Source organism: Rhodococcus aetherivorans (genome assembly GCF_025722975.1).
Classification (GTDB): Bacteria; Actinomycetota; Actinomycetes; order Mycobacteriales; family Mycobacteriaceae; genus Rhodococcus; species Rhodococcus aetherivorans.
In genome coordinates this window covers 137,773-161,612 of sequence record NZ_CP106984.1, presented here as the reverse complement: position 1 = coordinate 161,612, position 23,840 = coordinate 137,773, and the positions used below count along the sequence as shown (strand labels likewise).

Here is a 23,840-nt window from a genome sequence, read left to right as displayed (position 1 = left end):
CAGTCCGAACCGAGGCGACATCGCGAGCACCGGTGGCCCTACGACAGCCGGCCGTTCACCCGGCGGGGGATACCCCACGGGTTCGCATCGACGAGAGCGGACGGCAGGTTCGCTTCGGGCACCGACTGGTAGGCGACCGGACGCAGGAACCGCCGAATCGCGGTCGCTCCGACGGAGGTGTGTACCGAGTTGGTGGCCGGGTAGGGACCACCGTGGTGCTGAGCCCAACCCACGGCCACACCGGTGGGCCATCCATTCCAGATGACGCGCCCCGCACGGCGCGCAAGCGCACCGAGCAGTCCCGCAGCATCGGGATCGTCATCGGTTCCGTGGACGGTCGCTGTCAACGTGCCCGGCAGGACAGCCATCGCCGCGTACAACTCCTCGATCGATGTGTAGGTCACGATCAGCCCGAACGGACCGAAGCATTCTTCGAGCAGGTCCTGAGGGTTTCGACACAGTGCCCGAGCGTCGGTCACGCCGATGACCGGGCGCACCGACAGATCGTCCAGACCACTTTGCTCGGGCACTGCCACCGGCCGGACCTCGGGATGGTCGAGGATCTGCTGGGACACCTCGAGAAACGACTGCCGGATCCCTGCGTGCAGCAGACGGAACGAATCCTCGGCGACCGCGGTTCGAACGAGCCACTCGATCGAACTCTGCTCGGGAACGAACAGCAGCCCCGGCTTGGTGCAGAACTGACCCGCGCCGAGCAGCAACGATTCGAGGAACTCGCCGGCGATCTTGCCCGACCGGTCCTCGGCGGCCGCAGGTGTCACGAACACCGGATTGGTGCTGCCGAGCTCACCGTAGAACGGGATGGGATCCGGTCTGCCGGCTGCCAGATCGGCCAGCGCACGGCCACCCGATGTCGAGCCGGTGAACCCGACGGCGGTGATACGCCGATCCTGGACGAGCTGACGTCCGATCTCGGCGCCCTGCACAACCCCGAAGGTGCCGTCCGGGGCGCCGCCCGCCCGCAGTCCCTCGGAGATCGCCCGCGCATAAGCGGCGGTCAATCGCGGCTGAGCGGGGTGGGCTTTGGCCACGACGGGGCAGCCGGCAGCCAATGCCGAAGCGGTGTCTCCGCCGCCGAGTCCGAATGCGAACGGAAAGTTGCTCGCACCGAACACTGCGACAGGTCCGGTGGGCACGAGCATCCGACGCAGATCGGGACGCGGAGCAGGGTGCGCATCCGGATCGGCCGTGTCGATGATCGCTTCCAGCCAGGAGCCCTCCTCGACGACCTCGGCGAACATCCGCAGCTGCGTCGTCGTCCGCGTGACTTCGCCGCGCAGGCGCGGCTCGGGCAGTGAACTGTCGGCGGCCGCCAGCGGCACCAGTTCCGACGCTGTGGCGTCGAGCGCATCGGCCACCGACCGCAGAAGGTGCGCTCGCTCGTGCAGATCCGTACGAGCAAGAGGCGCCGCGGCGGCCTCGGCGGCGTCGAGAATCCCCTCGTAATCCTGCGCGGTGGTGTCGAGGAGAGTGTCTGTCGCAGTGGTTTCCATTGCTGTCCTGTCGAATTCGGAGCGTCCCGTGCTGAGTGTGTGGATCTCAGTGTGCGGGAGAACCGATGTGATGCGACATCTCCACATGGAGATGGTGTGAGTGCAGTCACCGCCTCCAGGATGGGCATCACACGAGATACCGCATGACTTTGGAGGACGACGATGACCGCAACGACAGGACCACTCGCGGGGGTTCGGGTACTGGATATGACACGTCTGGCGCCCGGACCGTACGCGAGCATGCTGCTCGCGGACCTCGGCGCAGAAGTGATCGCAATCGGTGGTGGTCGTTCCGGGCTCCCTGTGCCCGCGCTGTCGCGAGGCAAGGAATTCATCTCGCTCGATCTCAAGACCGCCGACGGCCTCGACGCCCTGCACACCCTCGTTTCGGAAGCCGACGTCTTCATGGAAGGATTCCGCCCCGGGGTGGCAGACAAGCTGGGCGCCGGCTACGCGGAACTGTCGGCCCTCAATCCCGGACTCGTCTACTGCAGCGTGACGGGCTACGGCCAGAACGGGCCCATGGCGCAGCGCGCCGGGCACGACATCAACTACCTGGCCATCGCCGGTGCCCTCGGGACCTTCGGCCCCTCGGATCACCCGCCGACACTGCCGCTGAACCTGGTCGCCGACTTCGCAGGCGGCGGATTGCTGTCGGCATTCGGCATCATGTCCGCCCTCTACGACCGCACGCGTACAGGCAAAGGCCGGTACATCGATGCCGCCATGGTCGACGGCGTGCTGTCGATGATGGGAATGAACTTCGTCGATTGGCAGACGCCGACGCTGCCCGGACGTGGACACGGCGTACTGACCGGATCGATGCCGTTCTATCGGTGCTACCGCTGCTCCGACGATCGCTACGTCGCAGTCGGGGCCCTCGAGACCGCCTTCTTCGAACGGTTGTGGACCACCCTCGACCTCGGTGCCGTTCCGAACCATTTCGACGAGTCCACCTGGGACCACATCGAAAAGTCACTGACCACAGCATTCGAGACGAAGACGATGGCGGAGTGGACCACAGTGTTCGCCGAGGTCGATGCCTGCGTGACACCGGTACTCGAACCGCACGAACTGGCCACCTTCGATCAGATCGTGGCCCGGGACCCGGACTTCACACTTCATTCGGTCCCCGTGGTCCCGGTGTTCTCCGACGGCCCGACACGGCGCGCCACCGACACCCACGTCAAGACCGAGGACGTGCTGCGCCGTGCCGGTGTCGCCGAAGACCTCGCCCAACGGGCGGCCGCAGCCGGTATCCCCTCGTCCGTGACGGGTCTGAGCTGGCCCCCACTGTGACCGTCGAACTTCCGAATCATCACCTTCCCCACACAGACCAGGAGTAATTCATGAGTATCGAATATCGCGAATTCCGCGAGAGCGTCCGCAAACTCGCGCAGACCAAGATCGCACCGCACGCCGCCGATGTGGACGACAAGGAACGATTCCCCGCGGAATCCTGGGCAGCCCTGCGCAGCAACGACCTGCCCGGACTCGCCTACCCCGAGAGCCTCGGCGGCAGTGGAGCCGACCTGCTCGCCCAGGTCATCGCTGTAGAAGAAGTCGCAGCGTCCTGTGCAAGCACGGCACTGGTCATGCTGGTCAACTGGGCCGGCACCTCCACCGTGCTCCGCCAAGGCTCCGACGAACTCAAGCAACTGGTGGTACCGAACGTCGCATCGGGCGCCGCCGGCGCCGCATGGTGCATGACCGAGCCGCGCGTGGGCTCGGACCTGTCGGCGATCGCAACGACCGCAACCCAGGATGGGTCCGACTGGATCCTCAACGGTCAGAAGCGGTTCATCAGCAATGCGCCGTGGGCCGACTGGTACGCCGTGCTGGCGAAGACCGGCGAGAAGTCACTCGGCATCTTCATGGTGCACAAGGACGACGCCGGCGTCAGTTTCGGCGCTCCCGAAAAGAAGATGGGTATGCGCGGCAGCCCCACGACCGACGTGAACTTCGACGAGTGCCGACTCCCCGCCGTCCGGGTCGTCAACGACCCCTACCAGGGGTTCGCGTACATCTCCGAGGAACTGAACGTCAGCCGGGCACTCATCGCCGCGCAGGCCCTCGGCATCGCACAGGGCGCATTCGATGCCGCCGTGTCGTACACGACCGACCGCGAGCAGTTCGGCCAGTCCATCTCCCGCTTCCAGCTTCTGCGCGGCATGGTCGCCGATATGGCCGTCAAGATCGAGTCGGCCCGCACGCTGCTGTACGACGCAGCCCGTCTCATCGACGACGGGGAACCGGCGGGACGGACGAAGGCGGCCATGGCGAAGCTGCTGTGCAGCGACACCGCCATGTCGGTGACCACCGATGCGCTCCAACTGCACGGCGGATACGGCTATGTCCGTGACTATCCGGTCGAGCGGATGATGCGCGACGCCAAGATCACCCAGATCTACGAGGGCACCAACCAGATCCAGCGACTCATCATCGCCAAGTCGGTATACGGAAAGTAGGCGCACCGTGCACCACCCCCAGCAACAACAAGCGCTGAGCGGCATCCGGGTCCTCGACCTCGGCGAGATCATGCAGGCGCCCGTGGCCGCACAGGTTCTCGGCGACCTCGGCGCCGAAGTGATCAAGGTCGAGCGCGGTGTCAACGGAGACATGCTGCGAGGCCTCGATCGCGAGTCACTCGACGAAGGTCGCCCCAGTGCCTACTTCGCCGCGGTCAACCGCAACAAGCGCAGCATCGCACTGAACCTGAAAACCCCTGAGGGGCAGGACATTCTCCATCAGCTCCTCGCGGAGGCGGATGTTCTCATCCACAGCTACCGGACCGCGGCAGTCGAACGACTGGGCTTGACCTACGACGATCTGCACGAGCGCTATCCTCGGCTCGTCTACGGCACTGCGACCGGATTCGGCGAGACCGGACCGTACGCCCACAAAGCAGGCCAGGACATGCTCGCGCAGGCACTGAGCGGAATGGCACGCGCGTGCGGCGACCCGTCGATCTCGGCATACGTACATCCGGTACCGACCGTGGACTACGCCTCGGGTATGGCCCTCGCCCAGGGAATCTTGGCAGCACTGTTCGAACGCGAGCGCTCCGGCCGCGGCCAGAAGGTCAGCGTCAACCTCTTCGATACAGCACTGGCCCTGCAGACTCTCGAAAGCTCCACACTGCTGGCGTACCAGCGTGAGACCAACTGGGTCAGCGACTGGTACAGCGGCATCTTCGAAACGACCGACGGTCTGCTCTTGGTACTCGGCCTGTTCCGCGAGAACGCTCTGGGTCTGGCATGCAAAGCTCTCGGCATCGACGATCTGTCCGTCCAGCCGACGTTCGCCACACCACAGCTCCAGGCAGAGAACAAAGAGGCCGCCAACGCGGTTCTGCGTCCGCTGGTCGCACAGTTGAGCACCGCCGAGGCGGCAGAGTTGTTCGACGGGGTCGATCTGCTGTGCGCACCGCTGCTCACCCTGCAAGAAGCGCTCGATCATCCCCAGACGCGGCACAACGGCACGCTCGTCGACGTCGAGATCGAGGGTGTGCGCACCACCCGGTTGATGGGCAACCCTGTCACGTTGTCCCGCACCCCCGCCCAGGTGCGCCGTGGGGTGCCGGCGGTCAGTGAACATGCCGACGAAATCCTCCATGAGCTCGGTATCTCCGAGTCCGATGTCCAGACCTTGCGCAGTAAGGGAGTGATCCGATGAGTAATACGATGCAGACGGACCCGACGAGCCCGACCACCGGCACCGCCACGGCGATGGTGCTCGAAGGCTTCGGACAGACCATGACCGCGACGACGTTTCCGCGCGTGACCCCCGACGCCGGCGCGGTCGTCGTCGACGTCACGCACGCGGGAATCTGTGGAACCGACATCCACCTGCAGCAAGGTCGCCTGCCCATTCCGGTACCGCTCATCCTCGGACACGAGGCGGTCGGTCGCGTACACGCCCTCGGCGAGGGAGTCACCACCGATGCCCGGGGCGAGCAACTGCACGTCGGGGACGCGATCTCATGGGCGTCCAACATCCCGTGCGGGCACTGCTACTACTGCCAGGACCAGCACGAACCGTCGCTGTGCGAGACCCGCAAGGTGTACGGCATCAACCAGTCATCGGCCGACTGGCCCCATCTGTCGGGTGGGTGGTCCGAACAGATCTACCTCCAGCCCGGCTCGACGATCATCCGCATCCCGTCCTCGGTGACCCCGCAGCAGGTAATCGCACTCGGCTGCGCCGGCCCGACGGCCGTGCACGCCGTGAACGATATCGCCAAGCCGCAGACAGGTGATGTCGTCGTGGTCCAGGGCAGCGGACCGGTCGGTCTGGCCTGCGCCATGTACGCCACACTCGCCGGCGCGGCGAAAGTGATCATCGTCGGCGGGCCGGCCAACCGTCTCGAGGTCGCGCAGGCCGCCGGCATCGGCGACATCCACATCGACATCTTCACCGAGACCGATCAAGAGGCCCGCCTGGAACGGATCCTCGCGCACACACCGGACGGGCGCGGCGCCGACGTCGTCATCGAGGCCACCGGAGTCCCGACCGCCGTGGCCGAAGGCATCGACCTCACCCGCCGCGGCGGCAAGTACCTCGTCGTCGGGCAGTACACCGACCACGGCACCACCCCGATCAACCCCCACTACATCACCAAGAAGCAGTTGCAGGTGCTGGGAAGCTGGGCGTTCTCGCCGCAGAACCACCTCGAATACGTCGAATCCCTCCCCCGGCTGACCGCCCACTTCGATCTCGCGTCGATGGTCACCGAATACCCGCTCACCGAGGCGGACGACGCCATGGCCGATATGCGGGACGGGCGCACGCTCAAGTCGGTCCTCACCACCGGAGGCCGGTCGTGACCAACTCCCGGTACACCGCGGCGATCGAGGCGATGCTCGAGCGGATCGACTCGACCGCCAAGCAGACCGACGGCACCTTCCCGCACTACGGCGACATCGAATCCGGCGAATGGACCACCACCGCCGACGGAAACTGGACCGGAGGATTCTGGGGTGGCCTGGCCGCACTCGGCTTCGCCGCCTCGGGTGACAAGCGCCTGGCACACCTCGCCGACGACATCACCGCGCAGATCCTGCCCCGGCAGAATTCCGACACCGCCTTCCGCGGCTTCCTCTTCTGGTACGGGGCGGCAGTCAACCACCTCGTCACCGGAAGCGACGACGCGGCGCAGACCGCTCTGGCAGGTGCCCACGGACTGCTCACCAGCTTCAACGATCGCGCCGGCATCATCCCACTCGGAGCAGAAGCAGAAGAAGCAGAAGCGGTCGGAGAAGGCGCCGCGAACATCGACGCCGTCCCGGGCACCGTCGCGCTGCTCTCGTGGGCCTCGGCACATACCGGCGACCCACGCTTCCACGACGCCGCGATCCGCCACGCGCAGCGGCACATCGAACTGTGCATCCGCACCGATGGCTCGGTCTGTCAGTCGGCACGATTCGACACAGCCAATGGTGCACTGCTGGACCGCTACACCCACAAGGGCATGAACGCCGACAGCACCTGGGGCCGGGCACAGGCGTGGGCGATGGTGGCATACGCCCAGGCCGCACAGTGGTCATCGCCGTCCTTCCTGCCGACCGCCGTGCGCCTGGCCGAGTGGTGGCTCGACCGCACACCGACCGGCGCCGTCGTGTCCTGGGACTTCGACGCCGGCACCGGTCCGGACGTTCCGATCGACACCTCCGCCACGGCCATCGCCGCTGCCGCGCTGCTCAAGCTCGACCGGCTCGTCCCTGAGCGGACCGACTTCCGGGACCGGGCCGTCGCCCACGTCGAGGCACTCCTCGATCACCTCACCCCCACCGGACCGCACGACAGCAGACCGGCAGGGATCCTGATGGACGGTTGCTTCGACAAGCGCCGCGACTTCGCGACCCGAAACGAACTGATCTGGGGCGACTACTTCCTGCTCGAGTGCCTGATCAACCTGAACAACCGGTCCGATACGCTGAAGTTGTGACCGAGCCACCATGACGGGTCACCCGAGACCCCGGAAAGAAGATCGAGGAAAGCCGGTGTCGGAAAATACACCTACTGCAGCTCACGAGTTCACCCACTCGGACCTCAAACCGTCGATCCTCGACAATCTCGCACTTTCGCGCGCCGAGCTGCTGGTTCTGACCGACGAAGCGTCGGCGATGACCACGGCCGGCCAGCGGATCCGGGAGATCGGCGACTTCGACATGTCGCTCATCGGGCGCGTCGAGGTCGATGGGGTGATGGTTCACCGCAGTTGGCAGGGCACGAAGAGCAACGCTCTGCACCGACTGGTGGTGCCGGAAGGGATCGGGCTCGGCGGCAAGAGCATCATGCTCCAACAACCCGTCTGGGTACGGGATTATCTGTCCGACCCCGGAATCACCCACGACTTCGACGCGCTCGTCGAACAGGAGTCACTGCGAGGAATGCTCGCCGTGCCCATGGCCTATGAAGGTCATGTTCTTGGCGCCATGTACGTCGGCACCCGCGAATATTCGTCCTTCGGTGATCGAGTCATCGCAGAGATCCAATCGATCGCCGAAACGGCCGCCGTCACTCTCCTCAGCGCCCAAAGGGCCGCCACCCAGACAGAACTCGCCCTCGAGGCCGAACGGAAACGGCTCGCCGAATCCCTACACGATTCCGTGAGCCCGGTCCTTTTCCGGATCGGCGCCGAACTGCAGAGCCTGCGCGCCCTCGCTGACGCGCAGGCGATCCACGATCGCCTGCAGGAGATCACCGAACAGGTACACGCCGTCAATGCTTCCATCCGCCGATCGCTGACCGACCTCACCGCGCGGCCTCCCGAACGAAATCTTCCGGTCGGCATCGAGGAGGACTGCCAGGCATTCACGCTCCGGACCGGTATCCCGGCTCGTTTCGTGCCCCTGACCGAATCTCCCGACCTCGATGCCAGCCGCGTCGAGGCCCTCCAACGCCTTGTTCGCGAGGCGCTGGTCAACGTGGAAAAGCACGCCGACGCGTCCACCGTGGTGGTCAGCTTGTCGGTGCGGTCAGGCAGGGTGACGGTCGTCATCAGCGACGACGGCCGGGGCGTCGACGGCACCGACGATCCGATGCGAGGAAGCCAGCTGGGGCTCGGATTGGCTGCAGGGCGCCTCGAGCGGCTCGGGGGTGGCATGTCGGTCGTCAGTGACGACGAAAGCGGCACCACCGTGCGCGGCTGGGTAGACGCTCTGGAGGGACCGAGCACATGACCGCGCCACCGAAGACCATCCGCATCCTCGTCGTCGACGATCATCCGATCGTGCGTGGCGGCGTGGAACTGCTCGCCCGCGAGGACACCGACCTCGAAGTCGTGGGAGGGGCACTGACCGGCGCGGCCGCGGTCGAATTGGCCCGCACCCTGCCCGTCGACGTCATCCTTCTCGATCTTCGGCTCCCCGATATCCCTGCACCGGAGCTCATTCCGCGTCTTCGGCGAGCCGCGCCGCACGCGCGGATACTGCTGTTCACCGCGTTCGCCGATCACGGTGCCATCGATCTGCTGATGGAAGCAGGCGCCGACGGCTGCCTCGTCAAGGACATCAGCGGACAGGACTTCGCCACGGCCATTCATCGCGTGTCCAGCGGAATTCGGGTGGTCGACCCGAGGTTGACGGGGCCACGAAAAGTCGTGACCTCCGAGGCGCTGTACCGGGCCGGCCTGACTCGGCGCGAGTACGAAGTGCTGCGTTTTGCGGCCATGGGTCACAGCAATCCCGAAATCGCTCAGGAACTGTCTCTCACCCGCAACACCGTGAAGACCTATCTGCAGAGTGCCATGCAGAAACTGAACGCGCGCAATCGTGTCGAAGCCATTGCACGCGCGCATGAACTTCGCTTGCTCTGAATCGAATTCGCTTTCCCCGGAGTGCACTCCACCTCTCCACATGGAGATGTTGTGTGTTCTGGGTCACCCATATATTCGAGCCGCAGAAATCATCTCGCGCTCGCGGCAACGGAGGCCCCACATGCCAAAAATGTCCCAAACATCGAAAGTAGGATTTGCCAGCGGTGTCGGCACAACGGTCGAATGGTACGACTTCTTCATCTACGGCACCGCAGCCGGACTCGTCTTCAACAAGATCTTCTTCCCCGAGTTCGACTCTCTGATCGGCACTCTGCTCGCCTTCGCCACGTTCTCCGCCGCCTTCGTGGCGCGCCCGCTCGGCGGAGTGGTGTTCGGTCACTTCGGTGACCGGATCGGACGCAAGTCCATGCTCGTGATCACCTTGACCATCATGGGCTTGACCACTCTCGGAGTCGGGCTACTCCCGAGCTACGAGACCATCGGCGTCGCCGCACCGATCATCCTCGTCACCTTGCGTTTCGTGCAGGGTCTCGCACTCGGTGGTGAGATCGGCGGGGCGATCCTCATGGCCGTCGAACACGCTCCCGCCGACAAACGCGGCTACTACGGCAGCTGGGTGCAGATGGGCGTGCCGGCAGGATTGATGCTCGGTAACACGGTCTTCCTGTTGATGGCCGGACTGTCGCCCGAAGCGTTCGAATCCTGGGGATGGCGAATTCCCTTCCTGATCGGCGGCGCATTCGTCGCGATCGGCCTGTTCGTCCGACTGCATGTCGGCGAAAGCCCGAACTTCGACCGCGTCAAGAAGAACGCACAGCTGGAGAAGCTGCCCATCGGGGTGGTCCTTCGCCACTACCCCAAGCAGGTCCTCCTGACCTGCGGCGCCTACTTCGCCATCGGCGTCACCTTCTACGGCACTACGGTATTCGGCCTCAGCTACGGCGTCACGCAGGTCGGCTACACCCGAAACCAGATGCTGACACTCGTCCTCGTCGCCATGGCGGTCACGTTCGTCGCACTACCGTTGTTCGGCAAGCTGTCGGACGCCTACGGTCGAAAGCCGGTCTTCCTCGCCGGGGTTCTCGCCATGCTGCTGTTCACCTTCCCCTGGTTCTGGCTGGTCAACTCCGGATCCTTCGTGCTGGCGATGATCGGGTTCGTGGTGTTCTGCCTCGCCTTCGCCACCTCCTACGGTCCCCTCGCAGCCTTCTTCGCCGAAGCCTTCGACACCCGCATCCGCTACACCGGAATCTCCTTCGGCTACACGATCGGTACCCTCGCCTCGAGCGCTCCCGCACCGATCGTCGCCACCTACCTGCTCGATCGCACCGGCTCGTACGTCGCCGTGGCGCTGTTCATGGTCGCAATGTGCGCCGTCTCCGTCGTCTGCGTGATCGCCATGCGCGAGACCTACCGGCAGGACCTGTCCGACAACGACGAAACCTCCGGACAGGAACAGCTGTCACCGACCTCTCACTGAGCACGCTCACGCACCGGTCCCCGGTCCCCGGTCGCCGACGCCCCGCCCCCTTCGGCAAGCCGCCGATTCGTCCGCGCAGGATCCCACGGCCGTGGACCTCGACAGACATCCATCCCACCCCGATTCCCGGGGGCGCGGAACTCCTCCCCCCCGCGCCCCCGGCACCCTCGAAACGAGTCCAGATGAGCATCGCCGAACCGTCGCTGCACCCGTTGGCTCTACCCACCACCTCACTGCGTGTCCTGGTCACCGGCGTCGAACAGAACGAAGGTGCCCACGTGGCCCGAACGTTGGCAGCAGCCGGACACCACGTGTTCACGCACAGCTTCACCCTCGATGCTGCCGAGCACCTCGCCGGCCGAGTCGCCGATGACGACGGGATCGCTCATCCGGTCGCGGCCGATCTGACCCTCGAATCCGACGTCGACAACATGTTCACCCACCTCGAGCGACGACATGGCGGCATCGACGCGCTCGTGCACACCGCATGGCTACCCGGCCCGGAAACCGCATGCCACTCGCTGAGCAAGATCCGCCCCGCCGACTGGGGCCGGTTCACCTACGACCACATGGCGTTGTTGTTCCACACGACCAGACGTGCTGCAGTATCCCTCCACCGCACCGGCGGCATCGGATCGATCGTCACCGTAACCGGCCTGGACACGCTCCGCAGAATCACCGACACCGATCGAGGACCGGCGCGAGACTCCATGGACGGCGCAATCGAATCCTTCGCTCTCGCCGCCGGACGTGAACTCGGCAGTAACCTCTTGCGGATCAACAATATTCGTCTGGTACCCACCCCGAATCCGGAGACAAGTGTCACCGCTGCTGCCCCGATACGCCTCGAAGCGGTGCTGCCGGAGCTGATCGACCCAACATCCGATATCAGCTCCGGTGGCATCTTCACTGCCTACACCTCGTTCCCTGCACCTGTGCGGTGATCGGCGTCGGCCCGATGTCCCCCTTCGTTGTCATCGGCGCGTCGAATGTTGCCCGGCTCGTGTGCGCGTCACTCACCCAACGCCACTTCGATGTTCTCCACCTCGATGCACCCGACGACCCGGAACTTCTGCAGATCACCCAGCACGACCCGGCCGGGGTCGCCGTCGTCACCCACGACGACGCGGTCGCCGTCCGTTATGCCCTCGCCATCGCCCACATCAGTCCCCACACACCGATGGTCGTGACCGTCTTCGATCGCACCATCGCCAACCAACTCACCCAATTGATTCCCCACTGTCAGGTCACCTCCCCCGCAGACCTCGCGACACCGTCCCTGGCCGGCCCGTGCATCGCTGCCACGATCGACGCCGCGCACACCGCGCCCGATGGCACCACACGCGTCCTCCGGCAATCGGCCCACGGTGACCAACCGACCTGGCAGCCGCTACCCCACAGCCGCACCAGCAGAATTCGCCGCCGATTCGTCCACTCCGTAGGCACACTGCGATCCCACGAGGCCGGCACCCGCATGCTGCTCACCGGCCTTATCGGACTGCTCGCCATCCTCCTGATCGATTGGATATGGCTCACTGTCGGCAAAGGCCACCACTGGGTCGAGTCCCTCAAAGAAGCAGTCCAGGTCGTCGCCACCGTCGGTCCCGCACCGGCCTCACACGGCGACCACACCTATGACGTGTTCGCGGCTCTGGCGATGTTGGCGGCGATCGTGTTCACCGCCATGTTCACCGCCGGGATAATCGAACGTCTGCTCGGAACCAGCCTCATCGGCTTGATCGGTCAACGGGTTCTCCCCCGCCGCAACCACGTCATCGTCGTCGGATTGGGACAGGTCGGTCTCCGGTTGTGCCTCGAACTCCGCAAACTCGGCATCCCCGTCGTCGCCATCGAACGCGACGATCGAGCCCGCAATCTGCGCCTGGCCCGAGCGCTGAACATTCCCACCATCGTCGGGCACGGTACCGACAGAACCCTCCTCGAACGCGCCCGCCTCGACCGGGCCCGATGCCTTGCCGCCGTGGGCTCCGACGACCGTGACAACATCGCCGTGTCCGTGGCAGCCCACGGAGTGCACCCCGACGCCAGACTCGTCCTCAGAGCCGGCGAACACGAAGCCCTCACCGACACCGGATCCCTCCTCCCACTCGGGATCACCAGAAACGTCGCAACCTTGAGCGCAACCTTCGTCGTCGCCCGACTGCTCGGTCTCGACGCCCACCGCGTCGTAATCGCGAACAACGCAATCCACCTCGAACTCGACGACGCCTTCGAGCAGTTCACCCTCACCGCACCGCACCATTGCCCGCACCTGACCACACAAACATGCCCACCTCTCGCTCACCGCGCGTATCCGGAAAAGACCTCAACGAAGCGATGAATATTCATCCGAGGAGTCCTCTCCGATGGCGACGCTGCAGGCCGGCGCGGGCACGGCCTTATCAACCCTCGCCGAACTCGAAGAATTCGATGTGCTCACCTACGTGTCGGACTGCTCGTCCGTCGTCGTTGTAGCAATCACACGTATCGACATCGAGGTCTCACTTCAGCCGCCGGCGAACGGTGGTAGCACGTCGACTACAGGACCCACAGCACGAGCGGGGTCACGGGTGAGCTCATCCCCGACCAAGAACATCGCCACCGACAGCACACGAGCCATATCGGGGCCGTGTCGGTCGATCAGCACCGTCTTCAACGTCCCGAGGTCGGTGGTAGGCGGCAATGCCACCGTTTCCTTCTCCGTCCCTGCGGTCTCTGCCGCTGCGGCGAAGTAGCGCACCTCGATAGCCACTGTCCTATCCATCAAAAGCTCCGGTAGAAGTGCTCGCAGAGTCGAGACCTGCGTTCCCCGTACCAACCCGTTCGGCGCGGGTATAGACGTTCATGGTGTCCCCGCGCAGGAACCCGACAAGAGTCAAACCGGCGTCATGAGCAAGGTCGATGGCCAGCGACGACGGCGCGGAAACGGCCGCCAGAACAGGAATGCCGGCCATGACCGCTTTCTGGGTCAGCTCGAAGGAGGCACGTCCGCTCACCAGCAGCACGGTATGGCGCAGCGGTAATCGTCGGTGCTCGACCGCCCAGCCGATGATCTTGTCGACGGCATTGTGGCGTCCGACATCCTCGCGCAGTGCGAGGAGTTCCCCTGCAGCGGTGAACAATCCGGCAGCATGCAATCCGCCGGTGCGGTCGAAGGTCTCCTGCGCCTGTCGCAGCGCGGAGGGCATCACCGCCAGCACTTCCGGATCGACCACGACCGGGTCGTGAGCCGGTGAGTGGCGGGAGCGTTGGCGGATCGCATCGAGGGAGGCCTTCCCGCACACCCCGCACGAGGAGGTGGTGTAGAAGTTGCGTTCGATGCCGGTCTCGGGCAGAGCCACTCCGGGTGCGAGATCGATATCGAGGACGTTGTAGGTGTTGCGCCCGTCGTCGCCCGTGCTGTTGCAGTAACGGATTGCAGCAATATCGTCGCGGCCGGTGACGATCCCTTCAGTGAGCAAGAACCCCTGGGCAAGTTCGATGTCGGAACCGGGAGTGCGCATCGTCACCGCCAGTGCAGTGCCATCGACGCGCAGTTCGAGTGGTTCTTCGACAACGACCGTGTCCGGACGCACCACCCGCTGCGTTCCCTGCAGTCGGGTGATGCGGGCACGGGTGGTCACTCGCCCCATGATTCGAACCCATCGTCGAAACTGTCGCACCGGCCGGCGAGCACACGCTGTTCCGACCGGGGCGCAGATAACGCCGAGGACATGCCCACACAACGCAGCAGCAGCTGGACGACAGCAATGAACACATGAGCGAACAGAACAGGCATCGAGATTCTCCTACGCAGACTTCGGATCGAGCTCGATACCCGGCCCGTCCGGCCGCTTCCCAGGCGCCCGACGAGGCACAAGGCGGACGGTGACCGCCTTCGAAGCAGGAGTGTTGGACTTGAGTGCCACATGGTCGAGAGGCACGAGCGGGTTCGTTTCGGGATAGTAGGCCGCAACATTGCCCATCGGGGTCGAATAGGGCACGAGCCTGAAGTCCTCGGCCCGGCGCTCCTCGACGGTGCCGTCGGGACGGGTCCACTCCGACACCAGATCCACCCGGTCGCCGGGAGCGTATCCGGACGCTTCGATGTCGTCGGGATGGATGAACAGGACCCGCCGGCCCGCCTTGATGCCGCGATAACGGTCGTCGAGGCCGTAGACGGTGGTGTTGTACTGATCGTGGCTGCGCAACGTCTGCAGGATCAGCCGACCCTCGGGGACAGGAAGCCAGTGCAGGTCGTTGACGACGAAGGTCGCCTTGCCGGTGTCGGTGGTGAAGCGGCGTTCGTCCCGCGGCGGGTGGGGCAGGACGAACCCGTCCGGCCGCCGTACCCGGGTGTTGAAGTCCTCGAATCCGGGGATCACCCGCGAAATCGCATCGCGAATGCAGTCGTAGTCGTCGGCGAACCGCGCCCACGGCACCCGATGGCCGGAACCGAACAGGTGCTGGGCGAGCTCGCACACGATGGCGACCTCACTACGCAGATGCGAACTGGCGGGTGTGAGCCCTCCACGCGACAGGTGCACCACCGACATCGAATCCTCCACCGACACCATCTGTTTGCGTCCGCCGCGGATGTCCTTGTCGGTCCGCCCCAGGGTGGGCAGGATGATCCCGGTCGCTCCGTGCGCGAGATGACTGCGATTGAGTTTGGTGGAGACCTGCACCGTCAGCGCGCAACTGCGCAGCGCGGCGGCGGTCACCTCGGTGTCGGGGGTGGCAGACAGGAAGTTACCGCCCATGGCCATGAACACCGACGCCTTGCCGTCGCGCATGGCGCGGATCGCGTCGACCGCGTCGTAACCGTGCTGGCGGGGACAGCGAATCCCGAACTCGGTATCGAGGGCCTGCAGGAACGACTCGGGGGCTTTCTCCCATATGCCCATGGTGCGATCACCTTGAACGTTGGAGTGTCCCCGCACCGGGCACACCCCCGCCCCACGCGTGCCGATCATCCCGCGCATCAGCAGCAGCGCTACCGCGTCTTCGATGGTGGCCACGGCGTGGGGATGCTGGGTCAACCCCATCGCCCAGCAGATGATCGTCGCTCTCGAGGCGACCAACGCTGCTGCAGTGTCCTCGAGCTGAGATCGGCTCAGACCCGTCGCAGTCGACACGGTGTCCAGATCCACGGCGCGGATATGGGTGGCCCACTGCTCGAAACCGGCACAATGCCGGTCGAGGAAGTCGCGGTCGAGGACCGTGCCGGGAGCACGGTCCTCGGCGGCGAGCAGCAGTTTCGCCAGACCTTGGAACAGGGCCTGGTCACCGCCGAGGCGGATCTGCAAGAACTCGTCGGCGATCGCCACTCCCTCGCCGAGCACGCCACGCGCCTTCTGAGGATCTTTGAAACGCAACAACCCGGCTTCGGGCAGCGGGTTGATCGCGATGACTTTCGCGCCGCGGGCCTTGGCTTTCTCGAGTACCGACAGCATGCGGGGATGGTTGGTCCCGGGGTTCTGGCCTGCGATGAGGATCAGGTCGGCGTGTTCGAGGTCGGTCACCGACACCGAACCCTTGCCGATGCCGATGGTCTCCGACAGGGCCGTACCGGAAGACTCGTGGCACATGTTCGAGCAGTCCGGCATGTTGTTGGTGCCGAACGACCGAATCATCAACTGGTACAAGAACGCGGCCTCGTTGGAGGTCCGCCCCGAGGTGTAGAAGATCGCCTCATTCGGGTCCGGCAGCGCCCGCAGATGCTCGGCGATCACCGCGTAGGCATCGTCCCAGTCGATCGGCTCGTAGTGGAGGCTGCCAGGCCGGATGATCATCGGGTGCGTCAGCCGGCCCTGGCGACCGAGCCAGTAGTCGGTGCGTGCGAGCAGTTCCGGTACAGAATGGCGGGCGAAGAAACCGGGGTCGACGGTGCGAGTGGTGGCTTCCTCGGCGACAGCCTTGGCGCCGTTCTCGCAGAATTCGGCACGTTTCCGGTGACCTGGTGTTTCCGGCCACGCGCAGCCCGGGCAGTCGAAGCCATGCTGTTGGTTCAGCTTCGTCAAGGTGCGGGCGGTGCGCACCGGACCCATCTGCTCGAATCCGTGCCGCAGCGAGACCAACACCGCCGGTACCCCGGCGGCATAGGATTTGCGCTCGCTGACTTCGATGTCGTTCTCGTCGTGAACGAGCGGATCGCTGATATCGGTCATACGCTGTGTCGTACCCATCGATCGGTCGGCGAGCACACCCCACCGAGAGAAAGTCGGTTTCGACGCCGAGAAGACGAGACCCCCTGTCGCGGCAGTTGATAACCGTGCCCTCTCGGAGGTTCCGTTGGTTGTTTCCTGACTGCATCCGAACCTATCGAGCGTGGCGGCGTCTCCACGATTCGGAGGTGATGTACAGAATCCGGATTACTGATCATCCAGTAATATATGCTGGCGGCGCGCAGCCGAAAGCTGCGCGCCGCCAGCATGTATCGGAGCGGCAGAGGTGGTTCGCCGAACCACGGTGGTACCGGTGAGTTGCCGAATGCGCACCTTTGCCGGCGGGGTCTGCTCAGCTGCTCTTTTCCATGGTCCGGCCTCCATGTCCCCACCGCTCACGCGGTACACCATGCAGCACGACCGTTGTTTCCGATCCGATCTCTTCTCCCAGGATCGAGGACACCGCTTCGGTCAGCGCTGCCACCATCTCGCCGGAGAACTTCGTCTCGGAGAACCTTTCTTCGAAGAAGCTTGCTTCGATGTACGGCATTTCCTTCTCGCTTTCTCGTCAATTCAATTCGTGCAACTACTATCGGCCGAGGCCGGAGTCGTTGATGTTCGGCCCCGGTTTTCAGATTTCCGGTACCGATATCTGCTTCCCGACGGAGACGACTCTCAGAGCGAGAGCAACGCGGCCGATTCCTCCAGATAGCTGGTGACGTCACGGCCCGATCGGACGACCGCTTTGATTCCCTGTCGCAGGCGAGTTATGTCCGAAAGGATGGTCCCATCGACCACCAGCGCATCTCCGATCGAGCCGGGTCGCAGCGAGCCGATGTCCGGGCGGTCGAGAAGTTCCGAAGCCACGACGGTGGCTGACGCCAACGCTTCATTCACCGACATCCCGTGTTCGACATACAGTTCGAGTTCTCGGTAATGGGCACCGAACGGGCACAGGGACCCGGATGAGTCCGTTCCCATCGCGATCTTGACTCCAGCCGAACGGGCGATATCGAACGATTCCAGAGCCCGATCGTGCGCCTCGCGCAGGCTTTCGACTCCGGCTTCGGTCAGGCCTCGGGCCGTCCCTTCGCGTTGGCACCAGTCGTTGAACGCGAGGGTCGGGACCAAGAATATTCCCTTTTGCGCCATTTCCGAAGCGCATTCTTCGTCGAGGAACGAGCCGTGCTCGATGCTGTCCACGCCGGCTTCGATACTGCGTCGAATCCCTTCCAACGACAGGGCATGCGCGGCGACGCGCAGATCCATGTCGTGCGCCTCTTCGACGATCGCCGTGAGTTCCTCGACACTGTAATTGGGCCAGTGCGGTTTCTCTCCTTTCGACATACCACCGCTGGCCATGACCTTGATGAAGTCCGCACCGCTTCGGGCCTGCAACCGGACCATTTGCCGGCAGGCATCGACACCGTCTGCGGTATCCCATTCGCGGCGTGGCGTGTAAGGAGGGTAGAACAGGTCACCGTGGCCGTTCGTCATGGTTATCCACCACGGCGCGACCAGAAGGTTCGGAGCGACGATCAGGTCGTCGGCGACCATGTCACGCAGTTCGACTTCGCCCACTCCCCGATGCCCCATGCATCGGAGCGTGGTGAACCCTGATCGTAGGGCACGGAGCGAGTTGCGATAGCCATGAAGCAGCTTTTCCGGACCGCTTTTTTGACCCCGGAACACATCGCTGGGAAGGATCCGCTCGTGATCCGAGTTCGTTGTCAGGTGCACATGACAATCCACCAGACCCGGCAGAACGACACATCCCGATGCATCGAGCCGCGCGACGCCGGGCCGGACCACCTCTGCCTTGTATTCGCCCGCATAGCTGACCCTGCCGTCTTCGATGTAGAGCAGTCCCTCCGAATAGGATTCGTCCGGGCCTACCCACACCAAGCCGTGTTCTATGGCAATCTCAGTCACATGATCCTCTTACGGTCGGCTTCGGTCGTCTGACCCGGCCGTGGTCTCTGCACCGCTCCGGGCACGGGTCTACTCGGGAGGTGCGTCCAGGACAACAGTCTTGTTCTCCAGGTACGCCTGCAGTCCTGCTACCCCGCCTTCGCGTCCGATACCGGATCTCTTGAATCCTCCGAACCCGATACCGAAGTCCACACGATTGCCGTTCTGCCCCACGGTGCCGGAGTGAAGCCTACGGGCAATGTCGAAAACCTTCTTCGAGTCATGGGTGAACACTGCAGCATTCAGACCGAACTCCGTTGCGTTCGCAATCCGAACGGCGTCCGTGAGATCCCGGGCCGGGGTCACGGCCAGCACCGGACCGAATATCTCTTCCTGAGCGATCCGCGACGTCTCCGACACATTTCCGAAGACGGTGGGCTCGACGAACCAGCCGCGATCGAGGTGGGACGGGCGTCCGCCGCCGTAAGCCAGTGTCGCCCCTTCCCTGATCCCGATCTGGATATAGTTCTCGACACGGTCCCGCTGCCGATCGCTGGCCAAAGGTCCCAGCGTGACCTGAGGATCGTACGGGTCGCCGATTACCACCCGGTCGAATTCGTCTGCCAACGCCTTGACCATCTCATCGTGACGTTCCTCCGAAACGATGATCCTGGTGAGCGATGCGCAGATCTGACCCGAGAGGAAGCACTCCGCAGAAGCGATGGTGTGTGCCGCCTCGGCAATGTCGAAGTCGTCCAGGACAATGGCAGGAGACTTGCCGCCGAGCTCCAGCGAAGACCGTGCAATTCGACCACCGAGGATGCTCCCGATTCGTTTGCCGACTTCCGTTGATCCGGTGAACGAGATCTTGTCGACCCGAGGGTCGGAGACCAACCGCTCGGAGGCAGCACGATCAGCGGTCACCACGTTCAGGACACCCGCCGGAATGCCGAGCTGATCAGCAATTTCCGCCATGATGTATCCAGCCCCCGGAGCTTCCGGGGACGACTTGATGACGACGGTGCATCCCGCCAGCAGTGCCGGCGCCACCTTGAACGCGATCAGTCCCATCGGCGCGTTCCATGGAATGATCGCTCCCACGACGCCTACAGGCTCTTTCACGATCATGCCGAAGCGTGCGCCGTTGGTGGGTGTGACTTCTTCCTGGAACGGGAAGCTCTTCGCCAGACCTGCGTAGTACCGGTACGCGTCGATTACCTCGCGCATGACACCGGGGACCGACGATGCCAGAATCCCGGTCTCTCGCGGCCAGATCTCCACGATGTCATCGATCCGCGCTTCGACGGCATCAGCGATATCGAGCAGCACCTGAGCCCGCTCGGCGTGCGACAACCGCGGCCAGGGTCCCTCGTCGAATGCCTGCCGGGCCGCTGTAATCGCGCGATCGATATCGTCGACATCGGCGTCCGGCACCGAGTAGTAGACCAATTCGTTTGTCGAGTCGACTACATCGATCAGAGCAGACGAGTGCGGGGGAACCCACTTCCCGTCGATGTACAAGCAATCTGTATTGGCAAGTGGCACACTCGGCAACTTTGTCATCATGGATCCCTAGTTATCTGTTCAACAGTTGTTGTGGTCAGGCAGGCACCGCGGCGCTGTCCTGCGCACGCATCTGTTCGATGACGGGGTAGTAGTACTCCTCGGGGACCTCCGCCTCGCTCCGCTCGATCAGCTCGGAGAAATCCCACTTCTTCAGGAGCTTGCCGTTGCGGTACACCGGCTGAAGGAGGTTCTCCTCGGGAGAAACCGAGTCGCGTCGCACCGTGCGGTACTCACCATCCCGCTTGACGAGGGCGAGACGGCCGGCCTTGGACACCTTGAAGCTCGCCCCGGTCGGCTGCTTGGCCACATCGCGCCATTCACCGTTTACTCGCACAGCGTTGCACTTCTGCCCGAAGTTCAACGTGTCTCGGTTGAAGTGCTGGAGCAGACCGCCGCCCATACCGAAAATCGCGTTCTCTGCCGCCATGCCCCGGCGTTCGAGTTCCATGTAGATCTCCGACAGGGTATCGAGCGTGATGCCGTCGCCCTGGACGACCCGCAGATACCGGGGCAGAACCTTGAATCCCTTGGAATTGACCTCATAGCCGAAGGCATCCATGAGCCACTCAGCGGTATCCGCGGTCACCTGCACAGGGTCGCCCGAGTCCGGACGAGCACAGACCACGCCCGGGAAGTTCTCGATCTCGGCCTTCAGTTCTTTGCCGAGGATGTTCTTCACAGCGTTCTCATGGTCGTACGAGTCGGTCAGCAACAGCACCACACCGGCATCGCGGTAGGTGTTCATCATGTTGCGAAGAGCGTCGACTTCCTGATCCCGACCCCATGCCGTGAAACCTGCATGCTCGCTGTTCGGGCCCGAGTTCGCCGGACACACCGCGTTGTAGTATTTCATCGCAGCCAGGATGCCCGGCACCGTGTCACTCTGGTTGAAGTTGACCAGGTGTGCCAGACCACCCAATGCAGCAGATTCCTGGGAGCTCACGCCGCGAGCGCCGTAATCGTGCAGCTGGAAGCGCAGCAGATCCGGATTGTCCGAGGTGCGAGCGAACGCTTCCTTGATGATCTGCTTGCACATCCAACTGACCGTTCCGATCGTGGTCGGGTACCACACCGCTCGCAGCAACGCGGTCTCGAAGAAGCTGGTCACCCAGTGGTACTTCGGATCGGTGTTGATAACCTGCACAAGGACATTGCGGGTGGGCAGCACAGTCCCCTCGGGGACTGCCTCGATCTCTACAGGAAGGAATCCGCCGTGGTCGTTGAGGATGCCCATCCAGTTCTCCCTGCAGAAGGGCATCCCCTGCGCCCTGGTCACCGCTTCGGCCTCATCGATGTCGGCGAGGGTGATCGGCCGGAGCAAGCGCTCCTGGATGTAGGCCTGCAGTCCGACGAACATCGTCGCCGGGAAGATGCCACCACGCGATTCGACGTAGCTGGAGACGTACTCGGTTCCCTGAGGATAGAGAGTGTGGTGGCAATGCTTGTAGGTATCGGTGTTGAGGATCAGATTGTCGAATCCCGAGATAGTGGGCATGGACGTTTCCCTTCGTTCGTGTGATGCGAAGACAGTTGTTGAAACGTTTCTACTGCTGCACGAAAACTGGGCCAGAAAGCCTGGGGACATACCGCGAGTCGCAGCATTTGAATTCGTGCGGCCGTGTCGGCGGTTGCTAGAGATCATGGTCGAGCCCACACCTCAGGTCAAGCGTTGACGCGTAAAATCTTCCGGCAATATTCGCGCAACACAGTCGATACCTCCGGCAGCACCCAGGTCTGTCTACAGACCGCCACAACCGGGATGCAGCCCGTCACCGAACGATCGATAGTGCTCTGCGCCCTCGGAGCTGTGTTGCGAACAGAAAGCGTGTTGTAGGAACACTCCCCGGAGCAGGGATGACAGAACCGTCTGCACAATCACGCAGCAACCGACACCCGCCGGCACGTCTCCCCTGTGCACCACCACCCGACCGCGGCCGACCACGCCTCTACCGACTGCCGGACGAATCCTGCCGAGCACCCGGGTTGAATCGCTTCTACATCTGCGTCGCTCATTGCCTTCGTGATTCGCGGATCTTGGAGGTTGATCCAAACACCGGAACACCCGGCCTTACGTCTCTCACCAGCGTGAACAACGTTTATCGAGTTTCTCGAAAGAAAACGAGTTCGGCACTATGCACAGGGCGCCGGACCGTTGTATGCTCCGGATGTACGCGATAGAACCGTTTCTACATCGCCCCACAGTCCGAGTTCGGCAGGGACCCACGCACCGGGTCTGGCCCGGAACTGCACGAGCAGCGTCCGCTCTGCAGCCGGAACTCGGCACGCCTCCAGCAATACAGGAACTGCCCAACCTCGTAGAAAGACAGCTTCCATGAAGATCTGGGTCACCACTCCATTCTTCTACCGCGACATGAGCCGTCCGTGGTCCGAACTCCTCAACGACATGCTCAGCATCGTCGATGCCGCAGAGGACCTCGGCTTCGAGGGCGTCACAGTCAACGAAAATCACTTTCAGAACTACGTCAGCAATCCTTCATCGCTGATGTTCAGCGCTTTGGCCGCAGCGCGCACCGAGCGCTTGCGAATCATGCCCGGCATCGTGGTCCTTCCGTACTACAACCCGTTGCTCATCGCGTCGGAGATGAGTTTCCTCGACCAGATGGCACCGGGGCGCATCGGCATCGGCGTGGCGCGGGGTGGCAGTCGCTACCCGCTCGACCGACTCGGCATCAACCCCAAAGAAGCACGCGACATCTACGAAGAATCCCTCGAGATCATCAAGCGGGTGTGGGTCGAGGACGATGTGTCGTTCGACGGCAAGTACTTTTCGTTCCCGCCGACGACTCTTGTGCCCAAGCCGGCATCCAAGCCGCACCCGGAGGTATGGGCGGCCTCGCAGAGCATCGACGGCGTACGCCGCGTGGCACGACAGGGAAACAACCTGATCACTGCTCCGAACTACGGCAACTTCGAGCCCTACGGCGATCTCGAAGCGTTGCTCGCCGCGTACAACGACGAGATCGAGACGAGCGGGATGCCTCGAAAGCAGGTGATGGCCCTTCGCCACACCTGGCTCGGCAACACCGAAGAAGAGGCGACCGAGTACTTCGACGACGTGCTCAGTGAGTACAACTACTATCTCACCCTGGTGCATGCCTCCAGCTCCGGCCAACAGTCCCAAGAGGAGCGTCTGGCAGCACGCGCCGAGGGAAAGAAGGACGACTCGGTGGTCCAGGGCGGAGCGATGAGGCCCGCCCAGGAGTCGTTCTCCAAGGAAGGGCTCCTCGAAAAGTACGCCGATCCCATCCTCACCACCCCCGACAAGATGATCGAACGATTCAAGTCCTACGAGGCATTGGGCGTCGATCACATGGCGTGCCTGATCGCCGTGGGACAGCCGATCGAGGCGATCATCAAGAACATGCAGTTCATGGCCAAGGAAGTGCTCCCGGAGTTCTCCTGAGACCCGGCCCGACGACTTC

At 63.8% G+C, this 23,840-nt stretch carries 21 protein-coding genes; 11 read left to right on the top strand and 10 right to left on the bottom strand.

What is annotated here, in order from left to right:
* Window positions 1–38: 38 nt before the first annotated feature.
* Entirely contained in the window at window positions 39–1,514 is a 1,476-nt protein-coding gene (locus OCS65_RS29190) for an aldehyde dehydrogenase (NADP(+)) (RefSeq protein ID WP_088898943.1), read from the bottom strand.
* A gap of 207 nt (window positions 1,515–1,721) precedes the next feature.
* Between OCS65_RS29190 and OCS65_RS29185 the strand changes: the two genes are divergently transcribed.
* The 9 genes from OCS65_RS29185 to OCS65_RS29145 all read left to right on the top strand — a co-directional run bounded on the left by OCS65_RS29185 (window position 1,722) and on the right by OCS65_RS29145 (window position 11,718).
* The gene (locus tag OCS65_RS29185; protein ID WP_254072972.1) at window positions 1,722–2,813 is read left to right on the top strand and encodes a CaiB/BaiF CoA transferase family protein; all 1,092 of its coding nucleotides are present in this window, start codon (window positions 1,722–1,724) and stop codon (window positions 2,811–2,813) included.
* 50 nt (window positions 2,814–2,863) lie between these two features.
* On the top strand, window positions 2,864–3,982 hold the full coding sequence (locus tag OCS65_RS29180) for an acyl-CoA dehydrogenase family protein (protein WP_088898945.1): 1,119 nt from the start codon (window positions 2,864–2,866) through the stop codon (window positions 3,980–3,982).
* A 7-nt stretch (window positions 3,983–3,989) separates the two neighbouring features.
* A complete protein-coding gene (locus OCS65_RS29175; RefSeq protein ID WP_230792362.1) occupies window positions 3,990–5,189 on the top strand; it encodes a CaiB/BaiF CoA transferase family protein in 1,200 nt (399 codons plus the stop codon).
* Window positions 5,186–6,340: a zinc-binding dehydrogenase gene (locus OCS65_RS29170; protein WP_088898946.1), complete on the top strand. Its 1,155-nt coding sequence runs from the start codon at window positions 5,186–5,188 to the stop codon at window positions 6,338–6,340. Before OCS65_RS29175 ends, OCS65_RS29170 begins: the two co-directional genes overlap by 4 nt.
* Complete coding sequence (locus tag OCS65_RS29165) at window positions 6,337–7,461, top strand: glycoside hydrolase family 88 protein (RefSeq protein ID WP_088898947.1); 1,125 nt, start codon at window positions 6,337–6,339, stop codon at window positions 7,459–7,461. The genes OCS65_RS29170 and OCS65_RS29165 overlap by 4 nt, the downstream gene beginning before the upstream one ends.
* A 55-nt stretch (window positions 7,462–7,516) precedes the next feature.
* Window positions 7,517–8,698 (top strand): GAF domain-containing sensor histidine kinase, encoded by a 1,182-nt coding sequence (locus OCS65_RS29160; RefSeq protein WP_263510536.1) that lies wholly within the window; start codon window positions 7,517–7,519, stop codon window positions 8,696–8,698.
* Window positions 8,695–9,333 carry a response regulator gene (locus tag OCS65_RS29155; RefSeq protein ID WP_088898949.1) on the top strand — a complete coding sequence of 213 codons (639 nt, stop codon included), beginning with the start codon at window positions 8,695–8,697 and terminating at the stop codon, window positions 9,331–9,333. The genes OCS65_RS29160 and OCS65_RS29155 overlap by 4 nt, the downstream gene beginning before the upstream one ends.
* A 130-nt stretch (window positions 9,334–9,463) precedes the next feature.
* Window positions 9,464–10,774: an MFS transporter gene (locus tag OCS65_RS29150; protein WP_230792364.1), complete on the top strand. Its 1,311-nt coding sequence runs from the start codon at window positions 9,464–9,466 to the stop codon at window positions 10,772–10,774.
* Between the two features lie 182 nt (window positions 10,775–10,956).
* Window positions 10,957–11,718, top strand: a complete 762-nt coding sequence (locus tag OCS65_RS29145) for an SDR family oxidoreductase (RefSeq protein WP_064060768.1) — start codon at window positions 10,957–10,959, stop codon at window positions 11,716–11,718.
* A gap of 68 nt (window positions 11,719–11,786) precedes the next feature.
* Here OCS65_RS29145 and OCS65_RS29140 read toward each other — a convergent pair whose 3' ends face one another.
* Window positions 11,787–12,014 carry a hypothetical protein gene (locus OCS65_RS29140; protein WP_263510611.1) on the bottom strand — a complete coding sequence of 76 codons (228 nt, stop codon included), beginning with the start codon at window positions 12,012–12,014 and terminating at the stop codon, window positions 11,787–11,789.
* Here OCS65_RS29140 and OCS65_RS29880 point away from each other — a divergent pair.
* Window positions 11,955–13,115: a potassium channel family protein gene (locus OCS65_RS29880; protein WP_338049269.1), complete on the top strand. Its 1,161-nt coding sequence runs from the start codon at window positions 11,955–11,957 to the stop codon at window positions 13,113–13,115. The two genes, OCS65_RS29140 and OCS65_RS29880, sit on opposite strands and share 60 nt — an antisense overlap.
* A 165-nt stretch (window positions 13,116–13,280) precedes the next feature.
* On the opposite strand, the gene OCS65_RS29130 is transcribed toward OCS65_RS29880, so the two are convergent.
* The 8 genes from OCS65_RS29130 to OCS65_RS29095 all read right to left on the bottom strand — a co-directional run bounded on the left by OCS65_RS29130 (window position 13,281) and on the right by OCS65_RS29095 (window position 21,892).
* Window positions 13,281–13,538 carry a MoaD/ThiS family protein gene (locus OCS65_RS29130; RefSeq protein WP_064060767.1) on the bottom strand — a complete coding sequence of 86 codons (258 nt, stop codon included), beginning with the start codon at window positions 13,536–13,538 and terminating at the stop codon, window positions 13,281–13,283.
* Window positions 13,531–14,406, bottom strand: a complete 876-nt coding sequence (gene fdhD, locus OCS65_RS29125; protein WP_064060766.1) for a formate dehydrogenase accessory sulfurtransferase FdhD — start codon at window positions 14,404–14,406, stop codon at window positions 13,531–13,533. Before fdhD ends, OCS65_RS29130 begins: the two co-directional genes overlap by 8 nt.
* Window positions 14,394–14,552, bottom strand: coding sequence for a hypothetical protein (locus tag OCS65_RS29120; RefSeq protein ID WP_169847085.1), 159 nt, complete (start codon window positions 14,550–14,552; stop codon window positions 14,394–14,396). The genes fdhD and OCS65_RS29120 overlap by 13 nt, the downstream gene beginning before the upstream one ends.
* 10 nt (window positions 14,553–14,562) lie before the next feature.
* Window positions 14,563–16,923, bottom strand: coding sequence for an FdhF/YdeP family oxidoreductase (locus OCS65_RS29115; protein ID WP_072740542.1), 2,361 nt, complete (start codon window positions 16,921–16,923; stop codon window positions 14,563–14,565).
* Window positions 16,924–17,272: 349 nt separating this feature from the next.
* Complete coding sequence (locus OCS65_RS29110; protein WP_006552221.1) at window positions 17,273–17,470, bottom strand: tautomerase family protein; 198 nt, start codon at window positions 17,468–17,470, stop codon at window positions 17,273–17,275.
* 125 nt (window positions 17,471–17,595) lie between these two features.
* The gene (locus OCS65_RS29105) at window positions 17,596–18,852 is read right to left on the bottom strand and encodes a metal-dependent hydrolase family protein (protein ID WP_039583665.1); all 1,257 of its coding nucleotides are present in this window, start codon (window positions 18,850–18,852) and stop codon (window positions 17,596–17,598) included.
* A 69-nt stretch (window positions 18,853–18,921) separates the two neighbouring features.
* Window positions 18,922–20,397, bottom strand: coding sequence for an aldehyde dehydrogenase (locus OCS65_RS29100; RefSeq protein WP_081263415.1), 1,476 nt, complete (start codon window positions 20,395–20,397; stop codon window positions 18,922–18,924).
* Window positions 20,398–20,431: 34 nt separating this feature from the next.
* Window positions 20,432–21,892 carry a nicotinate phosphoribosyltransferase gene (locus tag OCS65_RS29095; RefSeq protein WP_039583666.1) on the bottom strand — a complete coding sequence of 487 codons (1,461 nt, stop codon included), beginning with the start codon at window positions 21,890–21,892 and terminating at the stop codon, window positions 20,432–20,434.
* Between the two features lie 837 nt (window positions 21,893–22,729).
* On the opposite strand from OCS65_RS29095, the gene OCS65_RS29090 reads away from it, so the two are divergent.
* Window positions 22,730–23,821, top strand: a complete 1,092-nt coding sequence (locus tag OCS65_RS29090; RefSeq protein WP_039583668.1) for an LLM class flavin-dependent oxidoreductase — start codon at window positions 22,730–22,732, stop codon at window positions 23,819–23,821.
* Window positions 23,822–23,840 lie beyond the last annotated feature (19 nt).

Excerpts from the sequence above, each read along its gene's own strand:
- OCS65_RS29190 (WP_088898943.1), bottom strand. The coding sequence starts at position 1,514 with ATGGAAACCACTGCGACAGACACTCTCCTCGACACCACCGCGCAGGAT.
- OCS65_RS29185 (WP_254072972.1), top strand. The coding sequence starts at position 1,722 with ATGACACGTCTGGCGCCCGGACCGTACGCGAGCATGCTGCTCGCGGAC.
- OCS65_RS29180 (WP_088898945.1), top strand. The coding sequence starts at position 2,864 with ATGAGTATCGAATATCGCGAATTCCGCGAGAGCGTCCGCAAACTCGCG.
- OCS65_RS29170 (WP_088898946.1), top strand. The coding sequence starts at position 5,186 with ATGAGTAATACGATGCAGACGGACCCGACGAGCCCGACCACCGGCACC.
- OCS65_RS29155 (WP_088898949.1), top strand. The coding sequence starts at position 8,695 with ATGACCGCGCCACCGAAGACCATCCGCATCCTCGTCGTCGACGATCAT.
- OCS65_RS29150 (WP_230792364.1), top strand. The coding sequence starts at position 9,464 with ATGTCCCAAACATCGAAAGTAGGATTTGCCAGCGGTGTCGGCACAACG.
- OCS65_RS29145 (WP_064060768.1), top strand. The coding sequence starts at position 10,957 with ATGAGCATCGCCGAACCGTCGCTGCACCCGTTGGCTCTACCCACCACC.
- OCS65_RS29880 (WP_338049269.1), top strand. The coding sequence starts at position 11,955 with ATGGTCGTGACCGTCTTCGATCGCACCATCGCCAACCAACTCACCCAA.
- OCS65_RS29130 (WP_064060767.1), bottom strand. The coding sequence starts at position 13,538 with ATGGATAGGACAGTGGCTATCGAGGTGCGCTACTTCGCCGCAGCGGCA.
- fdhD (WP_064060766.1), bottom strand. The coding sequence starts at position 14,406 with ATGGGGCGAGTGACCACCCGTGCCCGCATCACCCGACTGCAGGGAACG.
- OCS65_RS29120 (WP_169847085.1), bottom strand. The coding sequence starts at position 14,552 with ATGCCTGTTCTGTTCGCTCATGTGTTCATTGCTGTCGTCCAGCTGCTG.
- OCS65_RS29115 (WP_072740542.1), bottom strand. The coding sequence starts at position 16,923 with ATGACCGATATCAGCGATCCGCTCGTTCACGACGAGAACGACATCGAA.
- OCS65_RS29110 (WP_006552221.1), bottom strand. The coding sequence starts at position 17,470 with ATGCCGTACATCGAAGCAAGCTTCTTCGAAGAAAGGTTCTCCGAGACG.
- OCS65_RS29100 (WP_081263415.1), bottom strand. The coding sequence starts at position 20,397 with ATGATGACAAAGTTGCCGAGTGTGCCACTTGCCAATACAGATTGCTTG.
- OCS65_RS29095 (WP_039583666.1), bottom strand. The coding sequence starts at position 21,892 with ATGCCCACTATCTCGGGATTCGACAATCTGATCCTCAACACCGATACC.
- OCS65_RS29090 (WP_039583668.1), top strand. The coding sequence starts at position 22,730 with ATGAAGATCTGGGTCACCACTCCATTCTTCTACCGCGACATGAGCCGT.